This window comes from Nonomuraea guangzhouensis, assembly GCF_019396345.1.
In the GTDB taxonomy this organism is placed as follows: domain Bacteria; phylum Actinomycetota; class Actinomycetes; order Streptosporangiales; family Streptosporangiaceae; genus Nonomuraea; species Nonomuraea guangzhouensis.
This window is the reverse complement of record NZ_JAHKRM010000012.1, coordinates 206,823-219,994: the sequence shown is the minus strand read 5'-3', so window position 1 is coordinate 219,994 and position 13,172 is coordinate 206,823. Positions and strand designations below refer to the sequence as shown.

The following is a 13,172-nucleotide window of genomic DNA, read 5'->3' as shown; positions in this document are numbered from 1 at the left end:
CATCAGCTCGGCGCCTTCATCAGCTCAAAGAGCCGAGCCGCTCGCATGTGAGCACAGCACCCCAAGTGAGGAGTCCGACATGAACGTCGGCGACATGATCCGCCGAGCCCGACTACGCCGTTCCACACCACCGGCGCCGGTCCACCTGCCCCGCCCCTCCGTGACCAAGGAGTCACGTGTGGACGCCACGTCGGGCAGACAGCGCAGAAGCCGCCGCAGGATCGCCGCCTTACTTGCCGTCGGCGCACTCGTCACCGGCCCCGTCCTGACGGCCGCCACGCCGGCCCTGGCCGCGGACCAGGCCATCACCGTCGACTTCTCCGCCGGTGGTGGCTCGCCGACCTACCGCGCCTCCGGGTGGATCTACGGCATGACCGAGAACGCGTCGGCACCACCGGACCGCTTCTACACCGACGTGAAGTTCCGGTACATGCGCGCCGGCGGGGCGCAGCTCGACAGCCCGGGCGGCTGGGTGTCGGGCAAGTACGACCGCCGCTGGAACTCCACCCGCGCTCAGTTGCTGCGCACAAGATCGCTGGGCGGGGAGTTCATCCTGCTCGTCCACGACCTGTGGGGTGCCGACGGCTACCCGATCTCGCGATTCCCCGGCGACAACGGCAACTGGACCGACTACGACAACTTCCTCACCCGCCTGATCAACGACGTACGGGCGACGGGCGCCACCGTACAGTGGGACCTCTGGAACGAGCCCAACATCACCTTGTTCTGGAACCGCCCTCAGTCCCAGTACTTCGAGATGTGGCGGCGCGCCTACCAGCGCGTCCGGGCCGCGTTCCCGACGCATCTCATCGTCGGGCCGAGCTGCGCGTGCGTGCCCTCGACCACGAACCCGTTCTGGGGCCAGTACCTGGACTACGTCAAGGCCAACAACGTGGTCCCCGACATCATCAGCTGGCACTCCCTGCCCGGCGACCCGGTCGCCAACGTGGCGGCGGCCGACACCACGCTGAACTCCCGCGGCATCCCCCACCCGCGCCCGTACCAGATCAACGAATACGGGGCGTCCAACGAGCAGAACCCCGGTGACGGATCCTGGTACATCGCCCGTCTGGAAAGGGCCGGCGCCGACGGCCTGCGCGCCAACTGGGCGGGCGGCGGAAACCTGCACAACGACCTCGCCAACCTGCTCGTCCGCAACTCGGCAGGCGAGTACCAGCCGAAGGGCGAATGGTGGGTCTACCGCTACTACGGCTCTCAGACCGGCCAGATCGTGTCCGTCACCCCCAGTTCCTCGTACGACGCGTTCGCCACCAAGGCGGCCGGGACGGCCAAGATCCTGGTGGGAGGCGGCAGCACGACCGGCAACATCGCCGTCAACCTGCGGCGCCTGGACGCCACGAGCGGCGTCGTGCAGAACAACCAGGTGAGAGTCGTCGCCGAGCGCATCCCTTACAACGGCGGCGGCGCCGTCCAGGGCCCGGTCCTCGTCCAGAACTCCGTGGTGACGCTGTCCGGCGACGGCGCGACGGTCAACCTACCGCACACCGCCGTCGACGACACCTACACCATCACGCTCCTGCCTCCCACGGACCCCGGCCCCGGCGGCGGGCCGACGTCGGTGTTACGGAACGTCAACGCCGGCCGGTGCCTGGACGTCCCGAACGCGAGCACCGTCAACGGCACCCAGCTCCAGCTCTGGGACTGCGGCGGCGGCACCAACCAGCAGTGGACCCTCACCTCGTCCAAGCAAGTGCAGGTGTACGGCAACAAGTGCCTGGACGCCAAGGGGCAGGGCACCGGCAACGGCACCCAGGTGATCATCTGGGACTGCAACGGGCAGGCGAACCAGCAGTGGAACGTCAACGGCGACGGCACCATCACCGGCGTGCAGTCCGGCCTCTGCATGGAAGCGAGCAACTTCGGGACCGCGAACGGAACGAAGGTGCAGCTGTGGTCCTGCACCGGCACGACCAGCCAGAAATGGGCGAAGAGCTGACCCGATAGCCCGCGGGGATCACCGGACGGGGCCCCCGCCGGCCGACGCCTGACCGACGTGCAGCGTGTCCTGCGTCGAGCGGCTCCTCGGCGAGCACTCTGGCCTGACCGCCATCGCCGGCGTCGCGCAGAATCCGACGTCTTCAACCATGAATGGGGCAGTAACTTAATCAAGATCAGGATGGCGCAAGGCAGCCGTACTCTCGCGGACTATGAGCTCAGTCCCCAACTCCACCCTCTTCTGCTGGAGCGTCTCCCCTTCGGCGAGACTGATCAACATGGTCGCGGCCATGGCACCCATCTCGCGCAGGGGCTGGTGAATGGTGGTGAGCGGCGGTAGCGCCCAGCGCGAGACCGGCATGTCGTCGAAGCCGATCACGCTCAGGTCGTCGGGTACGCGTAACCGCAGCTCACGAGCCGCATGGTAGACACCGATGGCCTGCCCGTCGTTGGCGGCGAAAATCGCGGTGGGCGGATCGGATAGTTTCATCAGTTGATGAGTATGGGTGATCCCATCCTCGATCTGAAAGTTTCCTTCGCGGATGAGAGTGGGGTCGACCGACACACCCGCGGCCTCAAGTGCGGCCCGGTAACCGTCCAGCCGGGCCCGGCTGGAGAGCGCGAACGCGGGTCCGGTGATCATCGCAATGCGCCGGTGACCCAGTTCGAGCAGGTGACGGGTGGCCTCCAGGCCGCCGCTCCAGTTCGTGGCGGCCACAGACGGCACACCGAGCCCCGGATTGCCCGCGGGATCCAGCACTACCAGGGGAATCTCCTGGGTTGCCAGCCGTACGCGCTGATCGTCCTCCGGCCCCGAGAACACGGTGATCAGACCGGCGGGACGGCGGGTGAGCAGGTCTCCGATCCACTTGGGCCCGGGAGTGTGCCGGCCACCGAGCTCGGAGATCACCACGCTCAGGCCATTGGCCCACGCGACCCGCTGAACTCCTTTGACGATCTCTGTGGGGTAGTCTCCGGCAAGCTCATGGAACACGACTTCGATGAGACTTGCCGGCTTGATGCGGCGACGCTGACGGCGATACCCGTGTTGCTCGATGAGCCGCTCGACCAGTGCGCGGGTCGCCGGCCCGACCTCCGACCGACCGTTGATGACCTTGGAGACCGTAGCGGTGGACACACCCGCCAGCTGAGCCAGCTGAGTCAGGGTCAGTGGTAGCAACGGTGCCGATTCGCCCATGGGGGGTTCTCCGGTCGAGGTCATATCGGGAGTTTATCCAGGCGCATTTCGGTCTCCGATCGAGACCGTTTCCGCGGCTCCCGCACGCCGAAGCCCTGAAGTTAACTCATGGTCTATCGGTAACTACGGTGAAACTTTCAGCTGCGCGGGCAATGCGGCACGATCTCCTTCCGGACGAATGGCCAGGCGGGGCAACGTTCCGGCAGCGGCCCCCAGGTCGGCAGGGTTGCCCCTTGTTGACGCCGGCTCGGACAGTCGGATGTACTCCGCGAAAACGTACTTACCTGAGTAGACCAGGCAGCTCTGCACAACAGATTGTTAGCGCTAACAGATTTCGTGACCGGGGCCATGAGATTCACACACGACAACCTCTGGAGGTTCCTGTGAGACGCGTGCTCGTGGTGCTCTCGTCTCTGCTTCTCGTGGGCGTGTTCCTCACGCCCACGACGTCGGCCGCCACGGGCGGCACCAAGGCGTGGTACGTCAGCGACCCGAACCTGGCCGGCGACTACACCAACCCGGTCGTCTGGCAGGACTTCGCCGACGGCGACATCATCCGGGTCGGCGACACCTACTACTACTCGGCCTCGACGATGCACTACTCGCCGGGCGCGCCGATCCTGCGCTCCTACAACCTGGTCGACTGGGAGTACGCCGGACATTCGGTCCCGAGGCTCGACTTCAACTCCGGCGCCTACGACCTCAACGGCGGCCGCGCGTACGTGAAGGGCATCTGGGCCTCGACCCTGAACTACCGGCCCAGCAACAGCACCTACTACTGGATCGGCTGCGTCGAGTTCAACCGGACCTACGTCTACACCGCCTCCGCCGTCGACGGCACGTGGACCAAGCGCTCACAGATCAACAACTGCTACTACGACGCCGGCCTGCTGATCGACACCAACGACACCATGTACGTCGCCTACGGCAACAGCACCATCAGTGTGGCCCAGCTCTCGGCCGACGGGCTCAGTCAGGTCCGCGCCCAGCAGGTGTTCCAGACCCCGAGCAACGTCGGCACGCTGGAGGGCTCCCGCTTCTACAAGCGGAACGGCTACTACTACATCTGGCTGACCCGCCCCGCCAACGGCCAGTACGTGCTCCGCTCCACGTCGCCGTGGGGCCCGTACGAGATGCGCCAGGTGCTGCTCAACATGCCCGGCCCCATCTCCGGCGGCGGTGTGCCGCACCAGGGCGGGCTCGTCCAGACCCAGAACGGCGCCTGGTACTACATGTCGTTCGTCGACGCCTACCCCGGCGGCCGCGTCCCGGCGCTCGCACCGATCACCTGGACCAACGACTGGCCGACCGTACAGACCGTCAACGGCGGGTGGGGCGTCACCTACCCGAAGCCGAACATCCAGACCAACCGGACCGTCGCCTCCATGATCGGCTCTGACACCTTCACCTCGGGCAGCCTCGGGCCCCGCTGGGAGTGGAACCACAACCCCGACACCAGCCGCTTCTCCACCGGCAACGGCCTGCGCCTGCAGACCGCGACCGTCACCGGCGACCTCTACAACGCCCGCAACACGCTGACCCACCGCATCCAGGGCCCGTCGTCGACGGCGACGATCGAGCTCGACTACTCCCAGATGGCCAACGGCGACCGCTCCGGGCTGGCGATGCTGCGCGACCAGTCGGCCTGGATCGGCGTCAAACGCGACAACGGCGTCAACCGGGTCGTGATGACCAACGGGCTGACCATGAACGGCTCGTGGCAGACCACCGGCACCGGTACCGAGGCGGCGAGCGCCAACATCTCGGGCGGCCGGCTCTGGTTACGGGTCAACGCCGACATCAGGCCCGGTTCCGGCAGGCAGGCCCGCTTCTCCTACAGCACCGACGGCAGCAGCTTCGTGAGCCTGGGCCCGGCCTTCACCTTGAACAATGCCTGGCAGTTCTTCATGGGCTATCGCTTCGGGATCTTCAACTACGCCACCCAGGCCCTCGGCGGAGCGGTCACCGTACGCCGCTTCGATCTCACCACCCCCTGATCGGTGTCACCCGCCCGGCACGAACGCCGACGCAGAAAGCCGGCACCAACCAGCAGCGGCAACTCCTCCAAGTCGGATAGATCGGAACACATCATGAAATTCAGATCATGGGCCGTCCTCGCGACGGTGGTCACCTTACTGGCGAGCCTGTTCGTCGCCCTTCAGACTCAGTCCGCCAACGCGGCCACCGTCGACACCAACGCCTGGTACGTCCTGGTCAACCGCAACAGCGGCAAGGCCCTGGACGTCTACAACCTCTCGACCGCCGACGGCGGCCGCATCACCCAGTGGACCAGGAACAACCAGAACCAGCAGCAATGGCAGTTCGTCGATTCCGGCGGCGGCTACTACCGCATCAAGTCCCGCCACTCCGGCAAGGTGCTCGACGTCTACAACCTCTCGACCGCCAACGGGGGCGCGATCGTGCAATGGGCCGACGGCAACGGCACCAACCAGCAGTGGCGGCTGGCCGACAGCCCGGACGGCTATGTGAGGTTCATCGCGCGCCACAGCAACAAGGCCCTGGAGGTCCAGGGCGCCTCCACCGCCGACGGCGCGAACATCGTCCAGTACGACGACTGGGGCGGCACCAACCAGCAATGGCAACTCGTCCGGGTGGACGGCGGCGGCAACCCCGGTCAGTGCGATCTTCCGTCGACGTACCGCTGGACGTCGACAGGCCAGCTGGCGAATCCGAAGTCGGGGTGGGTCTCGCTCAAGGACTTCACCGTCGCCCCCTACAACGGCAGGCAGCTCGTCTACGCCACGACGCACGACACGGGGACGAGGTGGGGTTCGATGAACTTCGGCCTCTTCACCAACTGGTCCGACATGGCCTCGGCCAGCCAGAACACGATGTCCTCCGCCACTGTCGCGCCCACGCTCCTCTACTTCGCCCCGAAGAACATCTGGGTGCTCGCCTACCAGTGGGGTGGGACCGCTTTCTCGTACCGGACCTCCAGCGACCCCACCAATCCGAATGGCTGGTCAGCGCAGCAGGTGCTCTTCTCCGGAAGCATCTCAGGCTCCGGAACAGGACCCATCGACCAGACGGTCATCGGTGACAGCACGAACATGTACCTGTTCTTCGCCGGGGACAACGGCAAGATCTACCGGGCCAGCATGCCCATCGGGAACTTCCCGGGCAGTTTCGGCTCGACATCGACGGTGGTCATGAGCGACTCGACGAACAACCTGTTCGAAGCCGTTCAGGTCTACAAGCTCAAGGACCAGAACAAATACCTCATGCTCGTCGAAGCGATCGGCGCGCAGGGCCGCTACTTCCGCTCGTTCACCGCCACCAGCCTGGGCGGTTCGTGGACGCCGCAGGCCGCGACCGAGGGCAACCCGTTCGCCGGCAAGGTCAACAGCGGCGCCACCTGGACCAATGACATCAGCCACGGCGAACTGGTCCGCACCAGCGCCGATCAGACCATGACCGTTGATCCCTGCAGCCTGCAGTTGCTCTACCAAGGGCGCAACCCCAACTCCGGCGGCGACTACGGTCTCCTGCCCTACCGGCCGGGTCTGCTGACACTGCAGCGCTGATGGCGTGACACGGGTCCGGCTCGGATATCACTGACGTTCACGGGAAAGGCGGCGTGGCGGGCTCGGTGCAAGGCCGAGCCCGCCACTGCGAGCGACCGGGTCAGACCCGAGGCTGTGACGGTCAGCGGAGGCTGCCTCGGGTGCTCCGCACCTTGCCAAGCAGCCGCTTCCGAGAGATACGTGGAAGAGATCCGTGTGTCCATGGAGGAAACGTGCCGCTGATTCCAGGACCGGCCGTACGAGGTGACGGCGGGCTGCAGGACATCGCCACCGCGGGCGGCCTGCACGCCTACCAACTGCGGCTGCACGCCGAATACGGGCCGGTCGTACCATCTTCTATCCGTTCTGGGCCGTCCACATGAACCCGCGATACTGGCCCGACCCCGAGACCTTCAACCCTGGCCGTTTCACCCCCGACCAGGTCGCGGGCCGACCTCGCTACGCCTACATCCCGTTCGGCCTCGGGCCGCGCAGTTGCGAAGGTGCGAGCCTGGCCATGGTGGAGGCCGAACTGGTGCTGGCGATCCTCCTGAGAAGATTCCGCTTCCAGCCGGTCTCCGGACACGACGTCGTCCCCGTCGAACGGTTCGTGCTGTGGGCCGCGGACGGGATCCGCATGCATCTGACGCCACGACCGGCAACCCGATTCGGACATTTTTAGCGAACCTGCAAGCCAGTCACCGCGCGGCCGATGATCAGTCGCTGGATCTCCGACGTCCCCTCGAAAATCGTGTAGATCTTGGCATCTCGGTGGAAGCGCTCCACCGGATGCTCCCTCGTATACCCCGCCCCGCCCAGGATCTGGATCGCCTGCTCCGTCACCCAGACCGCCGTCTCCCCCGCCACCAGCTTCGACATCGAGCCCTCCGCCTGCTCGAACTGCTTGCCGTTCCGGGCCATCCACGCCGCACGCCACGTCAGCAGCCGGGCCATGTCCACGCGGGTCGCCATGTCGGCGAGGAGGAAGGCGATCGCCTGGTTCTCGCCGATCTTGCGGCCGAACTGCTCGCGTTCCCGCGCGTAGTCCCTGGCGTACTCGAAGGCGGCCCGTGCGATGCCGACCGCCATGGCGGCCACCGAGGGGCGGGTGGTTTCGAACGTCCGCATCGCCCCCTGCTCACCGGCGCGTTCGCCGTTGCGTACGCGGGCGAGGCGGGCGTCGAGCTTGTCCTTGCCGCCCAGGAGGCAGGAGCCGGGGATGCGAACGTTGTCCAGGACGACCTCGGCGGTGTGAGAGGCGCGGATGCCGTGTTTGCGGAACTTCTGCCCCATCGACAGGCCGGGAGTGCCGGGCGGGATGACGAAGGTGGCCTGGCCTCGGGTGCCCAGTGACGGTTCCACCGAGGCGACCACGACGTGGACGTTCGCGATGCCGCCGTTGGTGGCCCAGGTCTTGACGCCGTTCAGGACCCAGTCGCCGCCGGAGTACACGGCGCGGGTACGGATCGACCCGACGTCCGAACCCGCGTCCGGCTCCGAGGCGCAGAAGGCGCCGAGCTTGACGTCGTTCTCCGTGCCGAACATCTGCGGCAACCACTCCCCCAGCTGCTCCGGAGTGCCGTTCGCGGACAGGGCGGCGGCGGCCAGGCCGGTGCCGACGATGGACAGGCCGATGCCCGCGTCACCCCAGAAGATCTCCTCAAACGCCACCGGCAGCGCGAGGCCGCTCTCCTCGAACCACTGGGTGGCGAAGAAGTCGAGCGAGTACAGGCCGATCTTGGCGGCCTCCTGGATGACGGGCCAGGGGGTCTCCTCGCGTTCGTCCCACTCCGCGCCTGCCGGGCGGATCACGTCGAGGGCGAAGTCGTGCACCCAGTCGCGCACCTCGGCGACGTCGTCGCTCAACTCCGGACTGAAGCCGCCCATATTGCTACTCCCTAAAATATCGCGTTAAAGGCGCCTGACGCCGGTACGGCGCGCAGGCCGTTACCGTTGGTAACACCCTACCGGCCAGTAGCTCCCACCGGAAGCCAGTCGGCGCCCCCGCTGACGCCCGCTACCGTCAGCGTCCGTGCACGGCCGCCGCCTCTGCTGCGGCCGGGCGTCCGGGCAGGGTCGAGGCCAGTACGGCGACGGCGGCCAGAACCATCGCGATCGACAGGCCGTACATGAGCGGGCCGAACCCACCGAACGCGGCGGCGACCTGCGGACCGACGCTGCCACCGACGGCGAGCGCGAAGGAGAACAGCGCCAGAGCCGTGCCACGCGCTCGCCCCGCCCGCGCGGAGACCGCTTCATTGAGGCTCGGCAGTCCACCCGTGATCGAGGCGACATAGACGGCGAGCAGGAGCACCAGGCCCAGCGCGGCGGCGGCCGTCCAGCCGACGACGGCCAGCGCGACGGCCCCCGCGAACAGCAGCGACACCGCCCGCGTGGTCGCCGAGACCCGGCCCAGCCAGGGCATGAGCAGCGGCACGAGCACGATCGAGGGAAGGCCGCCGGCGCGCAGCAGGAGCAGTTCGCGCGGCGTCGCCATGCCGTAGATCTGCAATCCGGTGTAGACGGCCACGAAGCCAACCATCAACACGACCGTCGCGACATACCGCAGCAGCAGCACCCGGTCGAACAGCAACCCCGGCACCGACCGGTACACCGACAGCAGCGACCCCGTCCCCTCACCGGGCAGGTCGGGCAGCATGACGCCCCGCAAGCCGAGCGCGGCCAGCGCGAACCCGGCCGCCGACAGCCCGAACAGGCCCCGCCAGCCGATCACCTCCACCAGCACCTGCGCGGCCACCTGCAGGAGTACGGCCGAGGCGAGGAACGCGCCGGTCACCGCGGCGATCGCCACCACCCTGCGCCTCGGCTCGATGCGCTCGACCAGGTACGCCATACCCGCCGGCGGGAACATCGCCACGACCACTCCCTGCACCGCCCGCAGCACGAAGGCCACCTCCGGAGAGGGGCTCAGCGCCACCAGCGCGGTGGCGACGGCGGCCAGCGGCAGGCCCAGCATGAGCAGTCGCCTGCGCCCGAACCGGTCGGACAACGGACCGAACACCAGGAAACCAACCCCATACCCGATGCCGAAGGCGGTGACCAGCCAGGTCAGGGCACTGGTGGATGCGCCCCAACCGGCCGCTATGTCGTGCAGGAGCGGGATCACGACGTACAACTGACCGCTGACCAGGACGGCGGTGAGCACGAAGGCCACCATCGTCCGCCCGAACGCCGCGACACCGGCGGCCGCCGTCCGCTGCTCGCGATTGTGCGGATTCCACGTGCCATGGCAAGAAGCGGGAGCCGTCGCCCCATCACGGATCGTGGATGCCGGACGCGGACCTTTGCGGCCGACGCGCCGGCCGCGAGCCTTACGAGGAGAGGAAATCGTCATGTGCCGGGACGGTAGCCAACCAACTAGTTGGATGTCAACCAGACAGTTGGGTTACAACCAACCAGTTGGTGGTGGCAAGATGGACCTCATGGCACCCAAGGTCTCGACCGCCGCCACCCGGGCCGCTCTCCTGGAGGCCGCGCGGGAGGAGTTCGCCGCGTACGGCATCGCGGGCGCCCGCGTGGATCGCATCGCCGAGCGCGCAGGCGTCAACAAGGAGCGCATCTACGGCCATTTCGGCAACAAGGAGAAGCTGTTCGACGCGGTCATCACCGAGGCGCTCGACGACCTGACCGCGCAGATCGCGCTGCCGGGCGCCGACCCGGCCGACTACGTGGCCAGGCTGACCGACTACTACCGCGAGCACCCCGACCTGGTGCGCCTGCTGATGTGGGAGGCGCTCAACTACCGCGGCCAGGACCTGCTGCCCGGTCAGGAGGCCCGCGTCGCGCGCTGCGCGCGCAAGACGGCCTCACTCGCCGAGGCCCGGGGCGAGGAGCCGGACGCGGCGACGGCGCGCAGGTTGTTCCTGCTGACGGGGCTGGCGTTGTTCCAGTCGATGATGCCGCAGCTCGCGCGCATCATGCTGGGCGACGACGCAGACTCCCCCGAGACCCAGCGTGCCCTACGAGACCAAGCCGCCGCCCTGGCAGATCCCCATTCTTAAGGGCCGCGGGTGTCATAAGGCCCGCGCGGTTTTCAACGACATTTCTCCTGTACGGCAAGCCCGGGAAGACCCACCCGCCGACCGGGGCTGAGGGCCTCCAGGAATACGGCCGCTGAGCCCGCACAGGGCCGGGCGCCGCAACAAGACGGCAGAAAGCCCGCAAACGCCGAAGTGGCCGGAGGCGAACACCCCCGGCCACCTTCGACCGTCGTTACCTGAAGCGGCGCAGCCGCAGGCTGTTGCTGACCACGAAGACGCTGGAGAACGCCATCGCGGCTCCGGCGATCATCGGGTTGAGCAGGCCGAGCGCGGCCAGCGGCAGAGCGGCCACGTTGTAGGCGAACGCCCAGAACAGGTTGCCCTTGATCGTGCCGAGCGTCCTGCGCGACAGCCGGAGGGCGTCGGCCGCCACCCGCAGGTCGCCGCGGACCAGCGTCAGATCGGAGGCCTCGATCGCGGCATCCGTGCCGGTGCCCATCGCCAGCCCGAGATCGGCCTGGGCCAGTGCGGCGGCGTCGTTGACGCCGTCGCCGACCATGGCCACCACCTTGCCCTCGGTCTGCAGCCGCTTGACCACGTCCACCTTGTCGGCGGGCAGCACCTCCGCGATGACCTCGTCGATGCCCACCTCGGCCGCGACCGTCCTGGCCACCGCCTCGTTGTCACCGGTCAGCAGCACCGGCGTCAGGCCCAGGCCACGCAGTTGCCCGATGGCCTCCTTGCTGGTCGGCTTGACCACGTCCGCCACCACGAGCACCGCGCGCGCCTGACCGTCCCAGCCCACCGCCACCGCCGTGCGACCCGCGGCCTGCTCGTCGGCCAGCTCGCGTTCCAGCTCGACGGGCAGGTGCTGCGACCATTCCGTGAGCAGCTTCGGGCGGCCGACCAGCACCGCGTGCCCGTCCACGATGCCCTGCACGCCGAGACCCTCGATGTTGGCGAAGTCCTCGACGACGGCGTCGGAGCCGGCCGCCCTGGCGATGGCCTGGGCGATCGGGTGCTCGGAGGCGTGCTCCAGCGCGCCGGCGAGTCTGAGGACCTCGTCGCGGTTCTCGCCGTCGGCCAGGTGCACGCTGGTGAGGGTCATCTTGCCCTCGGTGACCGTGCCGGTCTTGTCCAGCACGATCGTGTCGATCCGGCGGGTGGATTCGAGCACCTCTGGCCCCTTGATCAGGATGCCGAGCTGGGCGCCCCTGCCGGTGCCGACCAGCAGCGCCGTCGGGGTGGCCAGGCCGAGGGCGCACGGGCAGGCGATGATCAGCACGGCCACCGCCGCGGTGAACGCCGCCCCGGCCCCGCCCCCGGTGCCGAGCCAGAAGCCCAGGGTGGCGACCGCGAGGCCGATCACGATGGGCACGAAGATGCCGGAGATGCGGTCGGCCAGCCGCTGGACCTGCGCCTTGCCGGTCTGGGCTTCCTCTACCAGCTTGGCCATCTGGGCGAGCTGAGTGTCGGCGCCGACCCGAGTCGCACGGACCACGAGCCGGCCGCCCGCGTTCACGGTGGCACCGGTGACCGCGTCGCCGGGCCGTACCTCCACCGGCACCGACTCGCCGGTCAGCATCGAGGCGTCGACGGCCGAGGCGCCCTCCTCGATCACGCCGTCGGTGGCGATCTTCTCGCCGGGCCGCACGACGAACGTGTCGCCCGTCTGGAGCTGGTCGGCGGGAATGCGGATCTCGACGCCGTCGCGCAGCACCGAGACCTCCTTGGCGCCCAGTTCCAGCAGGGCGCGCAGGGCCGCTCCGGCGCGGCGCTTGGAGCGCGCCTCGAAGTAGCGGCCGGCCAGGATGAACGCGGTCACCCCCGCGGCGGCCTCGAGGTAGATGTTGCCGGAGCCGTCGGTGCGCTGAATCGTGAACTCGAAGGGATGCGTCATGCCGGGGGTCCCGGCCGTACCGAAGAACAGCGCCCACAGCGACCAGCCGAGCGCGGCGATGGTGCCGACCGAGATCAGCGTGTCCATCGTGGCGGCACCGTGCCGCAGGTTGGTCCAGGCGGCCTTGTGGAACGGCCAGCCCGCGTAGACCACCACCGGCGCGGCCAGCGTCAGCGACAGCCACTGCCAGTTCGTGAACTGCAGCGGCGGGATCATCGCCATCGCGATCACCGGCACGGACAGCACCACTGAGGTGATCAAGCGGTTGCGCAGCGGCCGGAGCTCGTCCTGCGGCTCCTGGTCGGCGGTCTCCGCATCGGTCTTGGGTGGTGCGGGTAGCGCGGCGGTGTAGCCGGCCTTCTCCACTTCCGAGATGAGCTGCTGCGCGTCGACGTCGCTGGAGAACGTGACTTTCGCCTTCTCCGTCGCGTAGTTGACCGTCGCCGTCACGCCGTCCATCTTGTTGAGCTTGCGCTCGATCCGGTTGGCGCAGGACGCGCAGGTCATGCCACCGATCGAGAGTTCGACCGCGTTGTGTGGCCGGTCATCGGTGAGGGGAGACATCACCTCTCCTTTCTCGTGTCGCGTCCTGG

The 13,172-nt window shown here is 68.0% G+C and carries 10 protein-coding genes; 6 read left to right on the top strand and 4 right to left on the bottom strand.

What is annotated here, in order from left to right:
* The first annotated feature begins 79 nt into the window (after window positions 1-79).
* Complete coding sequence (locus tag KME78_RS64635; RefSeq protein ID WP_246651848.1) at window positions 80-1,957, top strand: RICIN domain-containing protein; 1,878 nt, start codon at window positions 80-82, stop codon at window positions 1,955-1,957.
* Between the two features lie 165 nt (window positions 1,958-2,122).
* On the opposite strand, the gene KME78_RS25725 is transcribed toward KME78_RS64635, so the two are convergent.
* On the bottom strand, window positions 2,123-3,178 hold the full coding sequence (locus KME78_RS25725) for a LacI family DNA-binding transcriptional regulator (protein ID WP_246651847.1): 1,056 nt from the start codon (window positions 3,176-3,178) through the stop codon (window positions 2,123-2,125).
* Between the two features lie 359 nt (window positions 3,179-3,537).
* Between KME78_RS25725 and KME78_RS25720 the strand changes: the two genes are divergently transcribed.
* The 4 genes from KME78_RS25720 to KME78_RS25705 all read left to right on the top strand — a co-directional run bounded on the left by KME78_RS25720 (window position 3,538) and on the right by KME78_RS25705 (window position 7,360).
* Window positions 3,538-5,151, top strand: a complete 1,614-nt coding sequence (locus KME78_RS25720; protein WP_219531905.1) for a glycoside hydrolase family 43 protein — start codon at window positions 3,538-3,540, stop codon at window positions 5,149-5,151.
* A 93-nt stretch (window positions 5,152-5,244) separates the two neighbouring features.
* Window positions 5,245-6,699 (top strand): non-reducing end alpha-L-arabinofuranosidase family hydrolase, encoded by a 1,455-nt coding sequence (locus tag KME78_RS25715; RefSeq protein WP_219531904.1) that lies wholly within the window; start codon window positions 5,245-5,247, stop codon window positions 6,697-6,699.
* A gap of 212 nt (window positions 6,700-6,911) precedes the next feature.
* Window positions 6,912-7,061, top strand: a complete 150-nt coding sequence (locus tag KME78_RS25710) for a hypothetical protein (protein ID WP_219531903.1) — start codon at window positions 6,912-6,914, stop codon at window positions 7,059-7,061.
* Window positions 7,058-7,360 carry a cytochrome P450 gene (locus tag KME78_RS25705; protein WP_246651845.1) on the top strand — a complete coding sequence of 101 codons (303 nt, stop codon included), beginning with the start codon at window positions 7,058-7,060 and terminating at the stop codon, window positions 7,358-7,360. The genes KME78_RS25710 and KME78_RS25705 overlap by 4 nt, the downstream gene beginning before the upstream one ends.
* Here the strand turns inward: KME78_RS25705 and KME78_RS25700 are convergent.
* Both KME78_RS25700 and KME78_RS25695 read right to left on the bottom strand, forming a co-directional pair.
* On the bottom strand, window positions 7,357-8,565 hold the full coding sequence (locus KME78_RS25700) for an acyl-CoA dehydrogenase family protein (RefSeq protein ID WP_219531902.1): 1,209 nt from the start codon (window positions 8,563-8,565) through the stop codon (window positions 7,357-7,359). The genes KME78_RS25705 and KME78_RS25700 overlap by 4 nt on opposite strands.
* Window positions 8,566-8,701: 136 nt before the next feature.
* Window positions 8,702-10,033 carry an MFS transporter gene (locus KME78_RS25695; protein WP_219531901.1) on the bottom strand — a complete coding sequence of 444 codons (1,332 nt, stop codon included), beginning with the start codon at window positions 10,031-10,033 and terminating at the stop codon, window positions 8,702-8,704.
* Window positions 10,034-10,112: 79 nt separating this feature from the next.
* Between KME78_RS25695 and KME78_RS25690 the strand changes: the two genes are divergently transcribed.
* The gene (locus tag KME78_RS25690; RefSeq protein ID WP_219531900.1) at window positions 10,113-10,700 is read left to right on the top strand and encodes a TetR/AcrR family transcriptional regulator; all 588 of its coding nucleotides are present in this window, start codon (window positions 10,113-10,115) and stop codon (window positions 10,698-10,700) included.
* Window positions 10,701-10,911: 211 nt separating this feature from the next.
* Here the strand turns inward: KME78_RS25690 and KME78_RS25685 are convergent, their stop codons facing one another.
* Complete coding sequence (locus tag KME78_RS25685) at window positions 10,912-13,143, bottom strand: heavy metal translocating P-type ATPase (RefSeq protein WP_219531899.1); 2,232 nt, start codon at window positions 13,141-13,143, stop codon at window positions 10,912-10,914.
* Window positions 13,144-13,172 lie beyond the last annotated feature (29 nt).